Source organism: Streptomyces sp. NPDC020747 (genome assembly GCF_044334695.1).
Classification (GTDB): domain Bacteria; phylum Actinomycetota; class Actinomycetes; order Streptomycetales; family Streptomycetaceae; genus Streptomyces.
This window is the reverse complement of the sequence record NZ_JBIRTJ010000037.1, coordinates 1-20,893: the sequence shown is the minus strand read 5'-3', so window position 1 is coordinate 20,893 and position 20,893 is coordinate 1. Positions and strand designations below refer to the sequence as shown.

General features: G+C 70.1%; 14 protein-coding genes. 5 read left to right on the top strand and 9 right to left on the bottom strand.

Translation table 11 applies throughout. The features are described from left to right. Positions 1-725 precede the first annotated feature (725 nt). Together ACH4YP_RS47460 and ACH4YP_RS47455 are read right to left on the bottom strand one after the other, a co-directional pair. The gene (locus ACH4YP_RS47460) at positions 726-1,133 is read right to left on the bottom strand and encodes a (2Fe-2S) ferredoxin domain-containing protein (protein ID WP_361052977.1); all 408 of its coding nucleotides are present in this window, start codon (positions 1,131-1,133) and stop codon (positions 726-728) included. Further along, the gene (locus ACH4YP_RS47455) at positions 1,130-1,867 is read right to left on the bottom strand and encodes a GntR family transcriptional regulator (protein ID WP_398497773.1); all 738 of its coding nucleotides are present in this window, start codon (positions 1,865-1,867) and stop codon (positions 1,130-1,132) included. The genes ACH4YP_RS47460 and ACH4YP_RS47455 overlap by 4 nt, the downstream gene beginning before the upstream one ends. A gap of 305 nt (positions 1,868-2,172) precedes the next feature. On the opposite strand from ACH4YP_RS47455, the gene ACH4YP_RS47450 reads away from it, so the two are divergent. The 3 genes from ACH4YP_RS47450 to ACH4YP_RS47440 all read left to right on the top strand — a co-directional run bounded on the left by ACH4YP_RS47450 (position 2,173) and on the right by ACH4YP_RS47440 (position 5,662). Then, a complete protein-coding gene (locus ACH4YP_RS47450) occupies positions 2,173-3,666 on the top strand; it encodes an NCS1 family nucleobase:cation symporter-1 (protein ID WP_361052970.1) in 1,494 nt (497 codons plus the stop codon). Between the two features lie 2 nt (positions 3,667-3,668). Then, the gene (locus tag ACH4YP_RS47445; RefSeq protein WP_361052967.1) at positions 3,669-4,385 is read left to right on the top strand and encodes an aspartate/glutamate racemase family protein; all 717 of its coding nucleotides are present in this window, start codon (positions 3,669-3,671) and stop codon (positions 4,383-4,385) included. A 233-nt stretch (positions 4,386-4,618) separates the two neighbouring features. Next, positions 4,619-5,662: a glycoside hydrolase family 6 protein gene (locus ACH4YP_RS47440; protein WP_398497775.1), complete on the top strand. Its 1,044-nt coding sequence runs from the start codon at positions 4,619-4,621 to the stop codon at positions 5,660-5,662. Positions 5,663-5,724: 62 nt separating this feature from the next. Here the strand turns inward: ACH4YP_RS47440 and ACH4YP_RS47435 are convergent, their stop codons facing one another. The 5 genes from ACH4YP_RS47435 to ACH4YP_RS47415 all read right to left on the bottom strand — a co-directional run bounded on the left by ACH4YP_RS47435 (position 5,725) and on the right by ACH4YP_RS47415 (position 9,538). Beyond that, entirely contained in the window at positions 5,725-6,339 is a 615-nt protein-coding gene (locus tag ACH4YP_RS47435; RefSeq protein ID WP_398497770.1) for a gamma carbonic anhydrase family protein, read from the bottom strand. 23 nt (positions 6,340-6,362) lie between these two features. Next, positions 6,363-6,782, bottom strand: a complete 420-nt coding sequence (locus tag ACH4YP_RS47430; RefSeq protein ID WP_398497769.1) for a RidA family protein — start codon at positions 6,780-6,782, stop codon at positions 6,363-6,365. 173 nt (positions 6,783-6,955) lie between these two features. Continuing rightward, entirely contained in the window at positions 6,956-8,113 is a 1,158-nt protein-coding gene (locus ACH4YP_RS47425) for an asparaginase (RefSeq protein WP_398497767.1), read from the bottom strand. Positions 8,114-8,267: 154 nt separating this feature from the next. Further along, on the bottom strand, positions 8,268-9,023 hold the full coding sequence (locus ACH4YP_RS47420) for a hypothetical protein (RefSeq protein ID WP_398497766.1): 756 nt from the start codon (positions 9,021-9,023) through the stop codon (positions 8,268-8,270). 98 nt (positions 9,024-9,121) lie between these two features. Beyond that, positions 9,122-9,538: a MazG nucleotide pyrophosphohydrolase domain-containing protein gene (locus ACH4YP_RS47415; RefSeq protein ID WP_398497764.1), complete on the bottom strand. Its 417-nt coding sequence runs from the start codon at positions 9,536-9,538 to the stop codon at positions 9,122-9,124. A 140-nt stretch (positions 9,539-9,678) separates the two neighbouring features. Here ACH4YP_RS47415 and ACH4YP_RS47410 point away from each other — a divergent pair, with 140 nt between their 5' ends. Next, positions 9,679-10,836 (top strand): peptidoglycan recognition family protein, encoded by a 1,158-nt coding sequence (locus ACH4YP_RS47410; RefSeq protein ID WP_398497763.1) that lies wholly within the window; start codon positions 9,679-9,681, stop codon positions 10,834-10,836. A gap of 299 nt (positions 10,837-11,135) precedes the next feature. Then, positions 11,136-11,369, top strand: a complete 234-nt coding sequence (locus ACH4YP_RS47405) for a hypothetical protein (RefSeq protein WP_398497761.1) — start codon at positions 11,136-11,138, stop codon at positions 11,367-11,369. A 6-nt stretch (positions 11,370-11,375) separates the two neighbouring features. Here the strand turns inward: ACH4YP_RS47405 and ACH4YP_RS47400 are convergent, their stop codons facing one another. Next, positions 11,376-13,619, bottom strand: a complete 2,244-nt coding sequence (locus ACH4YP_RS47400; protein WP_361052943.1) for a UvrD-helicase domain-containing protein — start codon at positions 13,617-13,619, stop codon at positions 11,376-11,378. Next, positions 13,616-20,506, bottom strand: a complete 6,891-nt coding sequence (locus ACH4YP_RS47395; RefSeq protein ID WP_398497759.1) for a DEAD/DEAH box helicase — start codon at positions 20,504-20,506, stop codon at positions 13,616-13,618. Before ACH4YP_RS47395 ends, ACH4YP_RS47400 begins: the two co-directional genes overlap by 4 nt. Between the last annotated feature and the right edge of the window lie 387 nt (positions 20,507-20,893).

Below are 20,893 nucleotides of genomic sequence, written 5' to 3'. Positions count from 1 at the left end.
CCGGGGTGGGCGCTGGACCGCCGCCTCGTCGGCAGCATCCGCGCCGCCGGCCGTTCGAGCGCCGCTGATGTCGGCGGTGATCCGGTGATCCGGTGATCCGGTGGCACGGCGGCGCGCGGAGTCGTGCCACTCACCTTGGCCGAACCCCCAAAACGCCCGTCAGGATGTCCGCATCACCCCGGCGATCCGGTCGGCGTAGGCGCGGTACGCCTCGCACCAGACCGGGCCGGAGCCCTCCCCGGCAAAGGCAGCACACGCTGCTGAAGAGTGGCCTGCAGAACGCGAGCGGGGCAGTGACGCGTACCGAGTACGCCCAGTCGGCGGCGAACGGTCCGGCCACCGCGCCGACGGTGCCGGGGAGGAGCGGGGCGTCGGGGAGGGCGCGGGCACCGGCGGCGTCGAGTGCCCGCCGGATCGTCTTGGGTGAGACGCCGCACTGCCGGGTGAGGCCCTGCACGGCGACACCCGCGCGGTAGGCACCGATGGCCTCGGTCGCCCGGTCCCGGTGAGCGAGGCCGGACGGCCAAGGGTCGCGCCGGAGGCTTCCGCCCTCGCCGCATGGCGCAGCCAGACCCTCCCCTAGACCGTCCGCCGCCGCGCCACTGCCCGACGCTGAGCTGTACCAATCTCCCTGGACACCACAGCTAGGGCCGCGGAGGACTGGGGCCGCGCGCGACGAGTGACGGTCGGCCCGCAGCGGTGAGTACCGCGTTCCAGCGGAGCGCTCAGCGTCGCGCCCGGTCCCGTTCGCCTGCCGACTGCACGAACTGCAGCTCAAGGGTGGCCGGGGGAGGGGCGACACCGGGGCCGCCGGCCTGCGCCCAGCGGAGTATCTCGTCGGTGCAGTCGTCGCCCATCGACCAGCCGATCCAGACGGGCCTGCCGCCTCGCCTGCGGCCCTCGCCCGACGGCTGTACGACGATGATGTTGGCCTGATCGCACGGGCCGAGGCAGTCCGTCGTGCGGACCGCGAGGCGGCCGCCGGAGGACTCGGCCGCGGCGCGCAGCCGGTCCAGCTGCCAATCGTGGTCGTAGTCCGGGTACTTGCGCGCGTCTCCGCAGCAGCAGCCGCGGCAGACGACGAGCGTGCAGGGACGGGTCCTCGCGGCACCGATGGCCGTACGGACGGTCACGCTTCCCCCTCGGAGCCGGAGCCGGAGCCGGAGCCGGAGTTGGCATTGGCATTGGCATGGGAGGCGGGGCCGAGGTCAGCGTCGCTGTCGCTGTCGCCGAAGAGGTGGCGCACCGTCGAGCGGTAGTTGGCCTGTACGTGGGCCAGCGCGTGGTCGCGGGCCCGTTCAGGGTCGCCGGAGGCGATGGCTTCGTACAACTCGCGGTGTTCGGCGAGGAGTTGGGGCCACTCCTCGTTCTGGCGGGTGAGCCAGCGCAGTCGGCCGTCGACCGGCTCCATCACGGAGGTCAGCAGGCCGTTCCCGGCCATCGCCAGGATCCTGTTGTGGAAACGGGTGTTGATGTCGGTGATCGCCTCCGCGTCGTCCGCGCGGGTCGCGGTCGCCGCGCGGTCGAGGAGCTCCTCCAGCTCGGCGAGATCGGCCCGGGTGGCGCGCTGCGCGGCCAGCCCGGTGGCGTACACCTCCAGGGCCTCGCGCAGTTCGAAGAGTTCCGCGACGTCCGTCGGGGTCAGGCGGCGTACGACCGTGCGGCGCGGGGTCTCGAAGAGGACGAAGCCCTCGGCGACCAGGGCCCGGATCGCCTCGCGGACCGGTACGCGGGAGACCCCGAACCGCTCGGCCAGCTCGCGCTCGACCAGCCGGTCGCCGGGCAGCAGCCGCCCGGCGATGATCTCCTGTCGCAGCGAGCCGAGGACCCGCTCGCGCACCGCCCCCAGCGGTTCCACCGTTGTCATGGGTCCATCCTCGCCGAACCAGTGACGGTTTTACCGAGCTGTAACCGTACGGACATGGCCAGATGTCGGCGACGGCGAGACTATGACTTCAGTTTGGTATACCAAAACTGCAAGCGGCTGCTCCCCGGCCTCAGGCCTCAGCCTCCCCATGCCCCCCCCACGCCCCACCTCGCACGCACCCCCGTCCCCTCACTCACTCTCCTTGCACCCCGTAACACGCACCCCGTAACACGCACCCCGTAATACGCACCCGCATCCCGCACTCACCGCAGTCCTCCCGCCGTCCCCTCGCTCATGGAGGCCTTGTGTCCCTCGCCGATCCAGCGACAGCCACCGGCACGCCTGCGTTCGTCCCCGACCCCCGGCTCACCAACGAAGACCTCGCGCCCGCGGGCAAGCGCAACTGGAAGGTCTTCGACCTCTTCGCCATGTGGATGTCCGACGTCCACAACCTCGGCAACTACACGTTCGCGGCGGGCCTGCTGGTCCTCGGCATGAACGTCTGGCAGATCTTCACGTCCCTGCTCGTCGGCTTCGTGCTCATCTACGTCGGCATGAACTGGATGGGGAAGATCGGGCAGAGCCACGGCGTGCCCTTCCCCGTGATCAGCCGCATCAGTTTCGGCGTCTGGGGCGCCAACATCCCAGCCCTGATCAGGGCCGTCATCGCCATCATGTGGTACGGAATCCAGACCTACCTGGCCTCCGTCGCCGTCAACATCATGCTGCTCGCGGCCTGGCCGGGCCTGGAGTCCTGGACCCACAGCTCGTTCCTCGGCCTCGACGCGCTCGGCTGGGTGTCCTTCCTCTCGCTGTGGCTGCTCCAGGCGCTCATCATCAGCCAGGGCATGGAATCCGTACGGAAGTTCCAGGACTTCTGCGGTCCGGCCATCTGGCTCGTCATGATCGCCCTCGCGATCTGGATCCTCGCCAAGGCCGGCTGGACCATCTCGCTCACGACGACTCCGAACCCCGTCTCCGTGGGTGAGCAGTGGCGGCAGTGGTTCGGTGCGATCGGGCTGATCCTCGCCACGTACGGCACGCTGATGCTCAACTTCTGCGACTTCTCGCGCTTCGCACCCTCCTACCGGACGGTCAAGCGCGGCAACTTCTGGGGCCTGCCCATCAACTCGACCGCCTTCGTGATCGTGTCGGTCATCGTGACGGCCGGTTCGCTGGAGGTGTTCGGCAAGGCGATCACCGACCCGGCCCACCTCGTCGCCGAGATCGGCAACACCTGGGTCCTGGTGCTGGGCGCGCTGACCTTCGCCATCGCCACCATGGGCGTCAACATCGTCGCCAACTTCGTCTCGCCCGCGTACGACCTGGCCAACGTCTGGCCGCAGAAGATCACCTTCAAGGTCGGCGGCATGATCAGCACGGTGGCCGCGCTGGTGGTGACCCCCTGGAACCTCTTCTCCAACCCCACCGTCGTCCAGTACTTCCTCGGCGGTCTCGGCGCTTTCCTCGGCCCGCTGTTCGGTGTGATCATGCTCGACTACTTCTGGGTCAAGCACGGCCGCATCGACGTGAACGAGCTCTTCAACGCCGAGCCCGGATCGCGTTACTACTACCGCAAGGGCGTCAACCCCAAGGCCCTGTGGGCGTTCCTGCCCGCGGCGGCGGTCTCGGCGGTGCTCGCCCTCGTGACGACCTTCAACGAGGTCGCCCCGTACTCGTGGTTCATCGGGACGGCGCTGGCCGCTGGACTGTACGCGCTCCTGTGCCGCTCCGAGCGCGCCGCGGCCCCTGTCACCGAGCCGGCGTCGGCTTCGACTTCGGCTCCTGCGGAGGGCTGAGCGTGCGGATCGTCGTCACCAACTGCAACACGACGCAGGGGATGACCGAGGAGATCGTGCGAGGTGCCCGGGCCGCAGCAGGCCCGGGCACCACCGTGCTCGGACTCACCCCCGCCTGGGGACCCGAGTCCGCCGAGGGCTGGCTCGACAGCTATCTCTCCGCGGCCGCCGTCATCGACACCCTGCGGACGTACGAGGGTCCGTACGACGCCGTCGTCATGGCCGGCTTCGGGGAACACGGGCGGGAGGGCGTACGGGAGCTCGTGGACGTACCCGTCGTCGACATCACCGAGGCGGCCGCCCATCTCGCGTGCCTGCTCGGACGGCGGTACGGCGTCGTCACCACGCTGGAACGGTCGGCCGGGCAGATCGAGGACAGCCTGCACACGGCCGGCGTGGGCCAGAACTGTGCCGTCGTCGTGGGCACCGGGCTCGGTGTCCTCGACCTCGGTGACTCGGAGCGCACCGAAGCGGCCTTCGTGGCCGCCGCCGAGCGGGCCCGGGACGCGGGCGCCGAGGTCCTGGTGCTCGGGTGCGCCGGGATGACCGGGCTGCAGCGGGCGGTGGGGGACAAGCTCGGGCTGCCGGTCGTGGACGGGGTGGGCGCGGCGGTGAAACTCGCCGAGTCGCTCGTGTCACTGGGGCTCACGACGAGCCGGGCGGGGAGCTATGCCAAGCCCCTGCCGAAGCGGCGTACTTGGGGGCCGCCGTCGGAGTGATTCTCTCCGCCCCCGAGGCGGCGAACGGGGTGGCCGGGCACGGCTGACCGCAGACTCCACGGGAGCGGCGCAGGTACGTGGGCGGTGCCGCTCCCGTGGAGGAGTCGCCACCGTTGCCTCCGGCGGCGGGAACGGAGTCGGTCGTGGTCGCTGGTGTGGGTGCCTGTGTTCGGTTCTTTGCCCGTGTCACCCGCGTCTGTGTCACCCGCGTCTGTGCCACCTGTGCCTGTGCCATCCGCGCCCGTGTCCGGGTGGTTGCTGTTGCGCTGGCCGCTCTGGTGGTCGCAGGCTCGGCGGGTGTGTGCGGTGCCGGGACCTCGGGTGCACGTGAGGTGTCGGGTGCGCGCGGAGCGGTGGGTGCCGGTCCGGCCGGGTGGGGTGAGCCGCAGGTGAGGGGGCCCGTGCCGGTGGAGTCCTTCTGGGTCGATCCCCGGTCCCGCGCCGCCCTTCAGGCCGCCGAATGGCGCCTTGCGGGACGGACCGCGGACGCCCTGCTCATGGACCGGATCGCCACCCGTCCCCAGGCCGAGTGGCTCAACGGCCCCGCGTCCCGGGCGGTGGTACGGGCCCGCACCACCGCAGCCGCACGACAGGGCCGTACGGCCGTGCTCGTCGCGTACTACATCCCGCACCGCGACTGCGGGTCGTACTCGGGAGGCGGGGCCCGGAACGCCGTGGCCTACCGGAAGTGGGTCGACGAGTTCGCGGCCGGGCTGGGCGACCGGGACTCGTATGTGATCGTCGAACCGGACGCCGTGGCGCAGACGGTGGCGGGCTGCGTCTCGGTCGTGGCCGAGGAGCGGTACGCGCTGCTGGCGTACGCCGTGGACCGCCTCAAGCGGCAGCCCGGTACCCATGTCTATCTCGACGCGGGCAACTCCGCCTGGCTGCCGGACACTTCGCGACTGATTGCACCGCTGACGAAGTCGGGCATCGCCCGCGCCGACGGCTTCGCGCTGAACGTCTCCAACTTCCAGACGGACGCGGCCGGTTCGGCGTACGGGACTCAGCTGTCGGCGGCTCTCGGCGGCAAGCACTTCGTGATCGACACCAGCCGCAACGGCAACGGCCCCTACACCGGCACCGATTCCTGGTGCAATCCGCCGGGCAGGGCCCTGGGAACACCGCCGACCACCGCGACGGGCGCCCCGCTGATCGACGCCTACCTGTGGATCAAGCGGCCCGGTGAGTCCGACGGCACCTGCCGGGGCGGACCGACCGCCGGGCAGTGGTGGCCGTCGTACGCGCTGGAGCTGGCCCGGAACGCCCGCGGCTGAACGGGCCCGGCCGGGGTGGGGGTGCCGGTCCGGTCCGGTCCGGTCCGGTCCGGGCCGGGACGTCAGTCGGTCGAGGGGTCGTCATCGAGGACGCGGTCGTCGAGGTGCGCGGCGAAGTGCTCCGCCTGCCCGGCCATGATGTCCCGCATGGAGGTGCCGCGCGGGACGCCGTACACCGTGCCCGGGAAGTCCAACTCCCTTTGTACCTCCCACAGTTCGTCATGCCGGCCAGGTGCGAAGAGCCTGGCCTCCGGGGCGCCGGCGGCGATCCAGCCGATGGGTACGACCGAGCCGGGTGGCAGGACCGAGTTGGCGTGCAGCACGCTGTTGATCCGCAGCTCCGAACCGGCGCCCACGACGGCGCCGGGGAAGGCGGAGGCTCCGGTGGCCACGAAGACCTCGTCCTCGATCCGGGCGCCGTTGACGTGGGCGTGCGGTCCGATGAGTACCGCGTTTCCGATGAGTACGGGGTGGCGTCGCCGTCCCCGTACGAGGGCGTTCTCCATGACGACGACGTTGTCGCCGGTCCTCACCTCCCCGTCCTCCGCGGTGAGCACGGCGCCGTGCAGTACACGGGCCCGTTCGCCGAGGACGACCGCGCCGCAGAGGACGGCGGTCGGTGCGACGTACGCGGAGGCCGGGACGACGGGGCGCTGCCCCCGGTGTTCGATCAGCATGGAGGGACTCTAGGCCCGGTCCTCTAGGCCTGGTCGGAAGCGGCGTCCGGGACCACGGCCGTGGCCGTGATCTCCACGAGCTGGCCGGCGTATCCCAGGCACGCGACGCCGAGGAGGGTGGAGGAGTGCGGGCCGACGCTGAGACGGGAGGCTTCCACGACGGCCCACACCTCGGAGAGCACCGCGGGATCACTGCTCACGACGTACACATCGGTGTACGCCACATGCTCGAAGTCGCTGCCGACCGACCGGAGTTGCTCGCCCAGGTTCGCGATCACCCGCTCGGCCTGCCGTACGGGATCGCCCGGGCCGACGAGTTCGCCGTCGGCGTTGAGAGGCACGGACCCGGCGAGGAAGGCGAGGTGTGTGCCCGCCTCGACGACGGAGGCGTGGGAGTAGGTGGGCGGTGTGAAGAGGGTGGGGACGGTGACGCGCTTCAGCATGGGTGGCCTCCCGCGGACGGATCGGTCGATGTCGAGGGAATCGGTGGCTGTTGAGGGACAACCCGCCGATCATGCGGCCCCGGCTTGCGGGGCCGCATCCGAATATCCTCCGCCGATCCTCCGCGAGGTGTTGTCGGCCGCCGACGGCTGTCACCTGGAGGCGAACCGGGCCGTCACCTGGTGGTGAACTGGGCCGTCCCCAGCGTCGCGAACCACTCCCGTATCAGCTTCTCGTCGTTCGTCGCCGCGAGCGACAGGAGCAGCAACAGCCGGGCCTTCTGCGGACTCAGGTCCTCGGCACCGATGACGCCGGTGGTCCCGGTGGAGTCGTACACCGCGCCCGATCCGGTACGCGTGGTCGACGCGAACGTCACCCCCCTCTTCACCGCGTCCGTCCGCGCGGTCGACATCGCGGGCGATATGCCCCCGGCGCCCGTGCCCGCCGTCACGACTCCCTTGGCGCCGCCGTCCGCGAACGCCTTGATGGCCTCGCCGCCGGCGTCCTGGTACGAGTACGCGATCTCCACCTTCGGCAGCGGCTTCCTCTCCTCCTTTGTCTTCTCTTTCGCGCTCACCCTGCCGACGATCCGGTCCAGGTCGAAGGGCGTACGCCAGCCGGCCTTGCCGCACTTCTGGACGCGGGCCGGTGCCCGGTTGAGCCGGATGTTGTCCTGGTCGACGGCGCCGAGCACTCCGGAACGTCCGCTCTCGAAGGTGTCCATGCGCAGTGCGTTGGTCTTGCGGACCTCCCGGGCCGCCTGGATCTCGTCGTTGAGCATGACGACGGTTCCGTAGCACCTGGTCTTGCGGCTCGCGGCGAGCTTGATGGCGTTGTAGAGGTTGGCCGGCGCGTCCGTGCCGATGACGGTCCACGGCCGCATCGACCCCGTGAGGACGACCGGCTTGTCGCTGCGCACGGTCAGGTCGAGCCAGTACGCGAACTCCTCCATCGTGTCCGTACCGGTGGTGACCACGACGGCGTCGTTCTTCTTGAGCGCGGCGTCCACGGACGCGGTGAGCTTGCGGTAGTCCGCGATGGAGTACCCGCTCGACCCCTTGTTCCCGAACTGCTCGGTCGTCACGTCGGCCAGGCCGTTCACCTCCGGCCGCAGTTCGTCCACCATCTTGGAGATCGCGAGCTGCCCCGACCGGTAGTCCTGGAACGAGACGCGGTTCGTACTGACCCCGGAGATGGTCCCGCCCGTGCCGATCACCGCCACTTCGGGCAGGCCCTTCCTCTCCTCGGCATGGGCGCTCGCGCCGGCCAGCGAGACTCCCGCGGCTACGGCGAACGAACAGAGCACAGCGGCTGTACGGTGGGCGATTTTCACGGGTGGCACGGCTCCTCGCGGGTCGGTGATCGGCGCTCGCCCGCCGACCGTAGGAAGCGGTGTTTTCCCTGGCGTTGCGTGTAGGTGTCAATCACTGTGCGCGGCGCCTCGGACCCAACTGCCGTGGGTGGATGGCCACTTCGCCGGTGGGCGTTCATGGGCGCGGAGTTTCGCCGGGCGGGCTGCCGAGTTGCTGGGCGCGCGCCTGCCGCTCGCACTCCTCCGCCAGCTCCGGGTACGCCTCGGCGATGGCGGCGTGGATCCGCCGCCGCAGCAGCGCCGCGGCCCTGCCTCGCTCTTCCCGGCGGGAGAGGCCTTCGAGGAGTTCGTCGTAAGGGCTGAGCCGGTGCCGCAGATAGTCGATCTTCCACCGGTCGAGCGATGCGCGATCGGTGCTCGGGGTGCCGAGAGCGCCTGTGGCTTCTGTGGTTCCCGTGATGCCTTCGATTCCCGCGGTGCCTTCGGTTCCTGTGATGCTTTCGGTTACCTGGGTCTCCCGGCGAGCGCGGTGCTCGACGGCTCGGCGTGCCAACTCCCCGGCGTCCAACCGCGGTACGTCGATGGGCTCGGCAAGAATCCGGGCCAGCACCTTCCGCCGCCGACGAGCCACGGCCTCCTGCCCCCCGCGGCCCACCGCCTTGCGCACCGCACCCGACCGCCGCGCCGCGAACGCCGCTCCCGACCGGAACTCCGCGCTCCGCTCGGCGGCTTCGACCCGCTCGACGCGGTACATCCGGATCCACGGCGCCGAACGGAACCGCGGATGCGCACTCAACCGGTCGGGCTCCCCCAACAGCCGACGCACTGTCCCGTCGGTCCACCCCCGGGCCCGCAGCCCTTCGGCCGAGACATACGTACGAGCCGGTTCCCTCTGAGGTTCGCCCGGATCGGGCGCACCCTGCATCGCCATCACTACCTCCCCCGTCGTGACGCTGCGTGACACATCAATTCGTAACGCACGCCACTGACAATCAGGAGAAAGTGCAGGTCAGAGCAGCTCAGAGCAGCTCAGACGGTGGACTGCGGCTCCCAGCCCTGGTCCCGCAGCACGTCCGACACGTCCGGAGCCCGGTAGTGGTCCCCTTTGAGGACCTTGCCGTCGGCACGGCGGCTGACCCGCCCGTCGGGCCCCAGCTTCGTCATATTGGCGCGATGGATCTCGGCGATGACCGCGTCCAGGTCGATGCCGTGCACGAGCGCGGTGCCGTACGCGACGTACACGACGTCCGCGAGCTCGTGCGCCAGCGCGTCGAGCGGCCCGGCGACGGCGACCTCCGCCACCTCGGCGGCCTCCTCAGCCAGCAACTCACCGCGATGGGCCGCGAGTTCCGGGGAGACCTCGGTCGGTGTCGTACGGGTGTCGAGTCCGAAGGCCAGATGAAATTCACGGACGAGACGTGCGGGGGAGGAGGGGGAGGAGTGCATTCTGGGATTTTATCGAGGGGTGTGGACGGTGCCGGTAACCGGAACCCCTATGCTCCGTTGAGTCTTCAAGCATGGCTGGAGTGTGGGCCCCACGGGCCCCGCCGCCGTCAGGAATGACCAGGAACACCGAAGGAAGCCCCATGACTGTTCCCACCACCACCCCCACCCCTCCCTCCTCTCCCGCGTCCCACCGTGCCCCGTCCCGCGTCACGCGGCGCGGGCTGATCGGTGCGGCGGGCGCGGTCGCGGCGGGCGCCGCGCTCACCCCCGTCGTGATGGCCAACACGACTTCGGGCGCGGCCGGTTCGGACACCACCGACGCCGAGCCCGGTACGACCTCCGAGACCTTCCCGAAGACCCGCGCCAAGGAGGCCACGGGTGAGGCGCCGGTCGAGGCCGCCTTCCCCATCGGCTACGTGGGCGTGCGCTGGGCCGGCACCCGTGAGGCCACCGGCGGCGGCATCCGGCTGACCGACGCCGACGGCGGCAAGGGAGCCTGGAAGTCCCTGAGCGGCAACGGCTGTTCGGACAGCAACGGCGGTGCGCTGCTCATCCCCGTCGACCGGGCCGCGGGCTACGAGCTGAAGGCACCGGACGGATCCACCGGGCTGCGTTCGCTGGCCATCGACACGACACGGGGCCCGAGCCGCAAGGTGGCGGTCCCGGCGGACACGACCCGGGTGCGCGGTGTCGCCTACCTCTCGCGGGCGGCCTGGGGCGCGGACGAGAAGCTCCGCTTCAAGCCGGACGGCACGGAGAACACACCGACGGCGTACTACCCGTTCCAGACGCTCACGGTCCACCACACCGCGACCGCCAACGACGACCCGGACCCGGCCGCCACGGTGCGCGCGATCTACCAGCTCCACGCGATCACGAACGACTGGGGCGACATCGGCTACCACTTCCTCATCGACGACAAGGGCAAGGTCTACGAGGGCCGTTACTCCGGTGACGACGGCGTCGCGGCCCACGACGCCGACGGCAAGCTCGTGACCGCCTTCCACGTGGGCGGCTTCAACTCGGGCAACCTCGGCATCGCCCTCCTCGGCAACCTGATGGAACAGGGCCCGACCGCCGCCGCCCGCGCGTCCCTCACCAGCCTGGTCCGCGCCCTGACCCGCTTCCACGGGGTCGACCCCGAGGGCCGGGTCACGTACACCAACCCGGTCAACGGCACCACGAAGGACGTCCACGAGATCAGCGGCCACCGCGACTGGCTGTCGACGGAGTGCCCGGGTGACGTGATGTACGGGGAGCTCGCGAAGCTGCGGAAGGCCGCGGCGGGGGCCGGCTGAACACCGACGCCGAGTGCCGCGGGGGTACCTTCGGGTGCGCTCGCGGCGCTGCCTCCCGTGCCGCCCTCCCCGTACGCAACACGTGCGCCGGGCGCGGGCGTTCGGGATCACCGACACCGGAGCGTCCGGCCGACCTCGCCTTGGGGGAGGCCGCGGCGGACGTCCAGGCGCACACGGTCGGCGGCGGCGTAACGTTCGGAGTGCCCCCGCGGCGACCGTGACGTGCCCTTCAGGAGCGCGGCCCGGGAGCGACGCCTGTGATGAGTGACCGGGCCTGGAGTGACCGCCTGTGAACGACCGTGCTTTCCTCGACGCCGTCACCGATCGTCTGGCCGAAGCTCCGCCACACCGCCCACACCCGCTGGCACGACACCGCCCGCATGACCCTCACCTACGCCAGGGCCGACCACGCCCCGCACGGCCGCCGCACGGAGGTCGCGGGCGCCATCGCCACGGCCGCGATGCAGGCGGGGCACGCGGTACCGGCGACTCCGAGGAGTTCCTCGGAGTCGCAGCGGATCACTCCTCTTTGAGGGACATCAATTCGTGAGCAGGGGCTTGAGGAACCGGCTGGGGGTTCCATGCCAGAAGATCGCAAGCGAATCGCGTGAACGAGTGGCGGCGACGAAGAGCAGGGATCGCGCCCGCTGGAGTTCACGCCGGTAGCGCAATGCGTCGGTGCGCTGCATGTGGATCACTGCATTGCGAGGTACAAGGCCTTCGTTCACGCCTGCGATGATCATGCGTTGGTATTCGAGCCCCTTGAACCGGAACATCGTGCCGATGTGTACGCCTTCATCGCCGCGCGGCCCGTCAGGACCGATCTCTATGGCCCTGATTCCCGAGTGTGCCAGTGACACGGCGACTTCCTGTGCCATCGCATTGGTGGGCACACAGATGGCGATCTGCTCCAAAGGGATGTCGTCCCACTCGGCGACCAACTCCGTGATGGCCTCGCGTTCGGCCTCCCAGTCGGCGTTCGGATGGAGTTCGGGGCGGGCACCGCTCAAGACCGACCGATAGCCGGCCAGAGTCTCCTGGTTTCCGTCGAGATCGTCGAACGACTCACCGCTCAGGACCCCGAGTGCAGAGCCGAGGATCTGTCGTGTGGTCCGGTAACTGAGGGTGAGCTTGGCGGATCGGCCACGGATGTTGATGCCGAGGCTGCCGAGGGTCACCTGGTTGTTGTAGATGCGCTGGTGGGTGTCACCGACCAGGAAGAGGTCGTTGCGGTCCCGCGCGACCATGGCGCGCAGCATCTTCCAGTGACCCGGACGGAGATCCTGGGCCTCGTCCACGACGATGTGCCGGTAGCGGTACCGCAGCCATCCGGCGGAACCGTCCTGAAGATGGATGTTGTCCAGGCCGCCGTGCTCCGCACGCTGCTGCTCGACAGCCTGGATCCGCCGCTCACGCTCCATCTCCAGGCGCGCGGCCCGTTCGGCGACCTGCGCCCATGTCTGGCGCCCGAGACGGTCCAGGCGCTGGGTGAACTTCTCGGCCAGCTGCCAGATCTCGGCACGCTCCGACCGCGTGATGCTCCGACCCCTGCCGGCACGGCGTGCGCGGAAGTAGTCGGTGCGGGACACGACCGCCTGGCCGAGGATCACCTGCGTCCACTCGTCGTGCAGGAACTCCGCGTCCCAGGTCGCGTCGCCGAGCTCGTCGAGCATCGAGCGCCATTCGCGGAGTACCTGGTTGTCGTCGATCGTCTGCTTCGCGCTGCCCGGCTCGGCCTCGCGGACCACGCGCAGTGCCAGCTGGTCGACATGGCTGATGTCCACACGGGAGAGCAGTTGCTCCCCGCCGAGTTCGAGGAGCCGTGCCCGGAGGTCGGCCGCGAGGTTCTTGTTGTACGTGGTGAGCAACACCTGTTTGTTGCGGCCCTGGGGGAGTTGCTCGACCAGATGCTTCACGCGGTGCAGGGCAACAATGGTCTTCCCCGTGCCCGGGCCGCCACCCACGCGGGCCGGACCGGAACAGTCCCGCTTCACCAGCCTGGACTGCGTGGGGTGCAGGAAGACCTTCCAACGCCCGAAGTCCTCGCCTTCCAGCGCCTCGCGCAGCGCCTCGTCCGTGGTCGTGACCATCGTCGCCGGGCGCCGGCCGGCGGTCTGGAAGTCCTCGGTGTCGACCGGCTCGGCGGCGGCGACCGGGGCCGTCACCTGCTCCAGTACGTCCTCGTACGACTTGCCGTCGAAGAGCGAGAGCAGGATCTCGCCGGTCAGCTGAGGCGCGTACTCGATGAGTCCGAGCAGCTGCTCCTCCGTGGTGAGCGTGCGAATCACCGGTACCAGCGGCTCGGCAGCACCGAGATCGGTGAGTTGCTGCTCCGAGAATCGGGCGAACAGCGGTTCCGGACGCGGGAGTTCAGGTTGCGGCGGAGCAGCCGGGGCGGGCGCGGACGGTCGAGGCGCCGTTCGCTTGAGGACGCTCTCCTCGACCACCTGAAGATCGACGTACTCGATGCCACCGGTGATCTGGTTGACGCCGTAGGCGAGGCGATCGAGGTTCTCGTAGACCTCTTTGCGGTGCTTGACCGAGACGATCAGCCAGTCGTTGTCGGCGAGGCGCAGCAGCAGGGCGCGGTACTCGTCGTTGACGCGTGCGGACCACAGTCTGCTGTCGCCCTTCAGCTGCTTCAGCTGGAGGCCGGTGGCCTGCGGATTGGCCTTGAACTTGTGCTGGAAGTCGTAGAGGGCGCCCTTGACGGTACGGGGGAGCTTGAGGATCTCCTTGTCCGCCTTGTCGAGCAGACGCAGGGTCACACTCGCGGTGTTCATCGGTGGGGCTCCCCCTGGATCGTTCCGTCGTCCTGCTGATCACGATGCCTGCTGGGCCGGGACGGTTGCACGACCAGCCGTTCCGCCAGTTCCCTGGCGGTCCATTCACTCGCGGGGCGTACGTCCCACCCCGCGGCGGCGAAGGCCGCGTCGCGGTCCTGCGCCTCGTAGTCGGGCTCGGAGCCGACCGGGCGCGGCGCGAGCACGACACCGACCTTGCGGGCGGGCCAGGCGAGTTCGGCCATCCAACCGCGATCGTCCAGCTCGAAGCCGTCGACGGGTGCCGGCGTCGCCATGGAGGCCAGTGCCACTGCCAGCAACTGCAGTCCGGGCTCTTCCGGATCCAGGTACTCCAGCACTGTGTCCCAGGCGGTGCCGCCTGGCACGGGGCCGCTCGGCTCCGTGGCGTTCGGTTCGGCTTGGGCAGTCGACAGGCCCGTTTCCCTTTCATCCCGCTGTACTGCGGTCTCTTCGGCACCGAGCCCGAGCTCGATCCGAGTGGAGGCCAGCCATCCGGAGCCGCCGGTGACCGCGAGTGTGTCGGCCGAGAACGCGTCCAGCATGCCCGTGGTCAGCTGGACGCTGTCGCCTCCTCCGTGCTCCAGGAACTGCGCCAGATTGCTCCAGTACAACCAGGCTCGCCAGCGCTTCTTGTGGGCTTCTGTGTCCGCGACGGCCGACGGGCTGTCGTCGAGCACGGTGGCCGCCGTCCACGCGGGCGGCTTGTGCCTGCCGTCCGCCACAGCTGTGACGGAGCAGCCGGACCGGTCGACCGCGGCGAGCATGCGCAGCGGCCCGCCCCGGCCCTGCGGAGGCGTGCCGCGCAGCGCCGCCGCGAGCTGGGATCCAACGGCTTCCTCGGACACGGCCGCCGCCTGCGGCCGGGTCCCCGTGAGCCCGGCCACGACAGCCTCCGCACGTGTCAGCCACAGCTCGGGGTCCGGAGAGCGAAGGTACGTGAGCAGCAGATCCGCCGGATTGATCCAGACGGTCTGCGCGAGTTCGCCCGGCAGACCGCCCCGCACCTTGGCGTAGTAGTCCCGGGCCTGCCTCTGGCCGTGTTCTCCGTAGGGCTGCCACACCGGATCCGCGGGCCCGGCGGCGGCATAGCCGGTGTCGCGCACCCGGGTACGCCACTCCTTCACGTCGTAGTACGTGAGTTGGAAGACACGCAGCCCCTCGGCACGCAACCGGGTGCGCTTGGTGGCGTCGTCGGCGAGCCGGTTGTGCTTGGGCGTGGCATGGAACTCGTAGCCGTCGAGATAGAGAGCAAGACGTGGTCCGGGGGCGTCGAGGCGTTCGAAGAGCACGTCCGGCCGCGTTCCGTCCAGCACGCGCTGCTGAGAGACCCGCCAGCTGAGCGTGGTGCCGCCGGAGCCGGTCATCCTCAGGTCCAGCGAGTACGTACCGGCCGTGGTCGTGTACGCGTCCGCGCTGGCCTGTGCGTCGGGCTGCCCGGCCCACTCCTTGAGTGTGTCGATGAACATCACCTCAAGGTCGCTCTCGGCCTGGCGCTCCAGCGGGATGTGGTGCGTCGCGGCGATGGGCGAGGTCTGCCAGCTCTCACCGGCCTTGCCGAGCAACTCGTCGAGCATCTGCCGTACTTCGCTTCTGCTCACACGGTCGTAGTCGCTCGCGGGAACGCGACGCAGCAGACATCGGTGGCAGCCGTCGAGGCCCTTCTCGATGCACGGGCAGCTCTCGATGACCTCGCGTGCCTTGAGCAGCACTTCGCGAAAGCCGTCCGCGGACGCCAGCCGGTGCAGGTACCCGGTGCCGCCCGGCAGCCGGTCGTAGACGACGAGGAAACGGCGGGGCCAGTCGGTGTCGCCGCCGTCGGGCATGGAGGCGGAGGCGATGTCGATGTGGTCGGGATCGCCTCCGTACCGTGCCGCGATGCCCACGAACAGGGCGGCGGTGAACGACGCGAGCCGCTCCTTGGCGCGAGCGACGGACGCCGGGAGCAGAATCCGTACGGCCTCGGTGACGAGCTCGTGAACCAGCAGCAGCGGGACGTCCTGGCCCTTGCCCTGCTCGTCGCCCGTGGCCCGCGTTTTGCGACGCGGGCACCACAGCAGGTGGTGGGCACTGGCTCTGCTGCTCGTGGCCAGGGACTCCGTCAGCGCGTTGTGCGGCTGGTCGACGACCGGGCGTCCGTCGGCTGTGGCACCGCCGCAACTGGTGCACACGTAGAAGGGGTTGAGCCGGACTTCATCCCCCGCGATCGGTACGGTGCTGCTGCCGTCCTGGCGGTCGAGCCCGAGGTTGAGCGTCCTGACGACGGCACGCCGGGTGAAGTCGACGCCGAAGATGGCGGTGTCGTGCCGCCAGGAGCCGGCTCCCAGGTGCACGGGGTCGATGTCGACGGTCGTCAGCATCGAGTAGCGCCGGCGGTCCCGCTCGTCCTTGTCGTCCCGGACCCTGGCGTCGTCGCGCTTGTCGCGGGCGATGACCCGCCTGGGCTCCATGACGTACTGGACGCACCCCGCGTCGGCGATCTCCCGCCCGCCACAGCGAGGGCAGGGCGAGGTGTCCGTCTTCGCGTTCTCGGTACGGGCGTAGCCGCATGCCGGGCAGAGTCGCCACACCGACCAGGCACGCCGGTCCGGACTGCCGATGTCCAGGGCGCGTACGACGTGCTTGTAGCCGTTGACGTAGAAGCTGTTGCCCGGCGCGAGCTCCGTGAGGGACAGCTTGCGGGAGCGCTCGTAGTCCCGTACCTCGCTGCGGTACGTCTTCTTCGATGCGGCCGCGTCGCCGTCGCCGGTGCCGTCACCCTCGTCGGCCTGCTGCTCGGTCCAGTAGAGGGTGGCCTCCAGCTGGGTCGTCGTGTCGGCGAGGCTGTAGTTCGGCAGGAGGCCCAGATCGACGAGTGCGCCGTGGGCGCTGGTCTGGCTCAGCTCACGCAACAGGTCGCCGGTGGAGCGTCGCTCTGCCAGCAACTCCCGCCGTTCGCGGTCCTGTTCGGGGTCGGAGCGGACGAGGCCGTCCATCGCTGTGTCGATCGCCGCGATGCGCCGCCGCAGTTCCTCACGCCGCGCTGTCCAGTCCTCCTCGGCTTCTTGCAGGGCCCGGACGATGCCCCCCGTGGCGTAGGCGCGCAGCTGCTCGGCCGCGTGCTCGGAGACTCCCGTGCCGTCCGTCGACCCGACGGGGAACAGCGCCAGGAAGTCCTCGACCAGACGTGCGCCATGGGTGAGTGCGGCGTCCGCGAGGTCCTGGCACCAGCCGGTGGTGCCGAAGAGCGCCGACACGAGTCGTGGCGCGGGCTGAAGTCGCTCCCCGTCCGCCGTGGTGAGGGAGCCACGGGCCGCGAGGTCCAGCAGATGTGCCGTGTACTGACGGCGCAGGATCTCCACCGCGGACAGGTAGCAGCCGGGCGGCACGATGTCGCCCGCGATCATCTCCCGTGGCTCGTCGAGGTAGTAGAGGTCACGGGCGCGTCGGCCGCCGAAGGCGACAACCAGCGCGTTACCGGTCTTGCGGCCGGCACGCCCTGCCCGCTGTACGTAGTTCGCCGGGCCCTTCGGCAGCGACCCCAGGAGTACGGCTGACAAGTCGCCGATGTCGATGCCGAGTTCCAGCGTCGGTGTGCACGAGAGCACGTTGGGGTCCGTGTAGTGCGTGCCCTCCCGGAAGGTCCGCTCGACGCGTTCGCGCTGCGGGCGGGTGAGCATGCCCGTGTGCTCGGCGGTGACCACACGGAACGTACCGCCGGTCAGATACAGACGCCGGTAGTAGTCGTTCTGATAGTCGCGCTCGCGTGAGCCGCCGAAGCTGCCGGACGTGCTGGTGACACTGACGGAGACATCGGACCGGGGCGGCCGGAGCATCCCCTTGCATCGGTAGCGCGGGCACGGATGTCCGTACCAACGGGTCCTTCGCTCGGGCAGCACGACCTGCTCCCAGCCGCAGTCCGCGCAGCTGACGAAGGACTTGTTGACCACGGCGTCGTCGAGCAGGCGCACTTCGACGTGGCCCGGCTGGAGCCCGTACACCTTGGTGGTCCGGTCCTGTGCCGTGCGCACCGCGAGGACGTGTTCCTCCGCCAGCACGGGCAGCAGTCGGCGCAGGTACTCGCTCGCGCCTGCCGCGTCCAGGCCGAGGCACCGCCGGGTCCAGTCCTGGTACCAGCCGAGCCTGCCGGTGGCCGCGTCGAACGTGGACTTCTCCTTCGGCCCGTCCAGCAGGAACCGGGGCGCCGCCACCCCGTCGGGGAACGCCGGCATGCCGTCGGGCCGCCCGCCCCACACCTTGAAGCGGGTGACCCCCGCATTCCGCATCCACGGCTCCAGCCACCGGTGCCGCACGCCGCCGCGCTGCCTCACCCGCTCCAACAGCCCGCGCACGAAGGCCAGATAGCGGTCGGGCGTCGGCAGGGCGCCGACCGCGACCAGTTGACCGGGCAGCGTCAGGTGCACATCACGTGCGAGCGCGATGACGCGCTCCGGGTCCTGGAGGACGACCTCGGCCGCGGCGGTGCGGGTGAGCTCCAGGGTGCGTCCCTGGCGGGAACGCAGACCGAACTCCATGACGGTGGCGAAGGCCAGCCGCTCACCGATGAGCTTCCAGGTGCGGGCATCACCCGTACCCCGCCCCGACAGCAGCCGGTCCACACCCGGTTCGTCGTGCAGGTCGGGCGGCACCACGGCGGCCAGCGCCTGCGGGTCGTCGACCGAGTCGAGCACGTTGCCGATCAGGTCGTTGAGGGCAAGTGGTTCCGGGGAGTCGTTGAGGGTGTGCGCGAGCAGCGACCGCAGCGAGAACTTGTACGAGGCGTTGGCGACGTAGCCCGCCCGGTGCGCGGCGTCCTGCGTCGAGTCGTTGAAGAGCAGCGTCTTGCGCTCTTCCGGGACGAGCGCGATGTCCCCACCGGTGAACAGCTGTGTGACCGTGGCGGACGCCAGGGCGGCAAGTGACGTGCCCAGGAAGCGGATTCCGTTGTCCACGTTGCAGGCCGGGCAGCGGTCGTCGGTGGCCGCCTTGTCCGCGGACTTCTTGTCGGTGATCGCCAGGGCGAACCATCCGTCCTGCAACTCGTCGCGGTCCGCGGCCGTCGGCAGGCGGTACGTCCCCTGCGCGCCGTCGAGCACGACGACGGAGAGCGGATCGACTCCGCTTCCGGATGAGGGCTTGGCGCCGGTCAGTGCGTTCAGTGCCTCGTCCCGTTCGGCGCCGGTCGCGGCGATGAAGTACCGGATACGCCGCTTGTCGCGCCCGATCCCCGCCCGCCACACCTTGTCCTGCGCCATGACGAGCTGCTGCGGGTCGGCCTCCGGAGACAGCGCGGCCCATCCGGACCGCCCGCAGTTACGGCAGTAGACGGCGGGCAGATGCACGGCCGCCGGCCGCGCCGCCGTGTCCGACCCCGGTTGCGCCCGCGCGCGCCGAGCGTCACCGGACGGCCAGCTGCCGGACGACCGCTCGTCCTCGTCACCGCCGGTGGGAGGTGCGGCCAGGGCCGCTCTGCGCGCGGCGGTGCGGTCGTCCTCGTACCACCGGAAGTCCGGAGTGGGCCCGACACCGCGCAGCACACGCGTGACGGGCCGCACCCACAGGTGCGCCTCGACGTGCAGCAGCGGCCGGGGCCGTTTCGCGTCCGACTCGGGATCCCGAGCGGCGGACAGGAGGGCCACGAAACGCGACAGAGCCTGCAGCACCAGCCGAGGGTTCTCCCGCGCCGCCCGTCCCCACGCGTAGCCGAACCGGCTCATCCGGTCCCGTAGCTCCCATTCGCTGAGCGGTTCCCCGTCGAGGAGCGACAACACGCCGTGGGTGAAGTCGTGTCGCTTGAGGAGTCTGCCGAGCTGGAACGGGTCGAGTCCGCCGCGACCCAGGATTCTCGCCGCGAGCCCGTCGAGATCCAGCTGATCGGGCCGTGCCTCGACCCCCGGCCCACCGGAGCAGTCGATGACCTCTTTCGGTGACGGTGGCTCGGGCAGCTCGTAGTCCACTTCGCCGGTGAACTGCCCGGCGGACATGCGCTCTTCACCGATCACCGCGTCGGCGGAGAACGGCATTCCGAAGACCTGCGCCGCCACTTCGAGGATGCCACCGGCCTGGCTGCCGGGACTGCCCTCGCCCAGGGTGGCGGACGTCGCCACGGGACAGATCGTCCCGAGCGGCCGTCCAGGCCTGCTCCGCCCCGTAGCCGATGCCAGCCGGCGCAGCAGCATCGCGACGTCGGTGCCCTGTGCGCCGTCGTACGTGTGGAACTCGTCGAGCACCACGTGCGCGATGTCGGCGCCCTCCCACAGGGGTTGGTCCTCGCCGCGCTGGAGCAGCAGATCGAGCATCTTGTAGTTGGTGACCAGCACATCGGGAGGCGCCTGCCGCATCTCCTCGCGCCGGGTCATCACCCGCCGGAAGTCGGTGTCCGGCCGGTCACCGATGTAGAGCCCCGCGGTGACCTGGGCGAGCTCGGGCTGTGCGAGATACTCCCCGATGCGGCCCGCCTGATCGGTGGCGAGCGCGTTCATCGGGTACAGCAGCACGGCCTTGATTCCCCTCCGGCCGAGCGCCTTCTCCCGTCGGCAGTGGTCGAGGACGGGCACGAGGAAGGACTCCGTCTTGCCGGACCCGGTCCCTGTGGTGATCAACGTCGGTAGTGCTGGGCTGTGCCGGGTGCTCAGCCGCTCCCACGCCTTGGCCTGATGCCGGTACGGCGGGAAGCCCGGGGCCCATTCGAGATGTCCCTGCCATCCGTCGTCGGCCTTGTGGAACGGCGTCCTGATGCGCAGGTAGGGGCCCCGGAAGATCCCGGTCTCGGGGTGTCCGAGGAAGCGCTCCAGAGCGAGACGGGTGTCTCCGTCGGTGAGGGCGTAGGTCGTCGTGAGGTACTGCGTCAGACTGCCGCGGACCTGCGCGGCGGCCAGGGTGGGCCTCACGACGTGCTCCTTCGTCCCGGGTTGTTGTCCTGGTCAACCGTATAGCGGGTGTCTGACAGCGTCTCCTGAATCACAGCTCACATGAGCAGCCCATGGCTGGAATCGCACTCTTTCGTCACGCAGAGTCCCCATTCACCCTTCGAGCAGGGGCGATACGGCGATCTCGGGCGGGCGCCCACCAGAGGCGGCGACCGCGTCGACCGGGGCGGCGAGGGCGTGCGGTTCGCCTGCGGAACGGCGCCGGTCAGGTCACCTGGTCGTACCGGCCCAGGAAGCGGAACTTCCCGTCCTCGACCTGGTACAGGAAGCTCGTGTTCTCGGGTCTGAGTCCGTGGGTGATGTCCTGGTTGAAGCGGATGGGCTTGGCCACGCCGTCGTAGCTGAGTT

Bases quoted from the DNA above. Each gene is read 5' to 3' on its own strand.
- ACH4YP_RS47455 (WP_398497773.1), bottom strand. From the start codon at position 1,867: ATGACAACGGTGGAACCGCTGGGGGCGGTGCGCGAGCGGGTCCTCGGC.
- ACH4YP_RS47435 (WP_398497770.1), bottom strand. From the start codon at position 6,339: ATGCTGATCGAACACCGGGGGCAGCGCCCCGTCGTCCCGGCCTCCGCG.
- ACH4YP_RS47430 (WP_398497769.1), bottom strand. From the start codon at position 6,782: ATGCTGAAGCGCGTCACCGTCCCCACCCTCTTCACACCGCCCACCTAC.
- ACH4YP_RS47420 (WP_398497766.1), bottom strand. From the start codon at position 9,023: ATGGCGATGCAGGGTGCGCCCGATCCGGGCGAACCTCAGAGGGAACCG.
- ACH4YP_RS47415 (WP_398497764.1), bottom strand. From the start codon at position 9,538: ATGCACTCCTCCCCCTCCTCCCCCGCACGTCTCGTCCGTGAATTTCAT.
- ACH4YP_RS47410 (WP_398497763.1), top strand. From the start codon at position 9,679: ATGACTGTTCCCACCACCACCCCCACCCCTCCCTCCTCTCCCGCGTCC.
- ACH4YP_RS47400 (WP_361052943.1), bottom strand. From the start codon at position 13,619: ATGAACACCGCGAGTGTGACCCTGCGTCTGCTCGACAAGGCGGACAAG.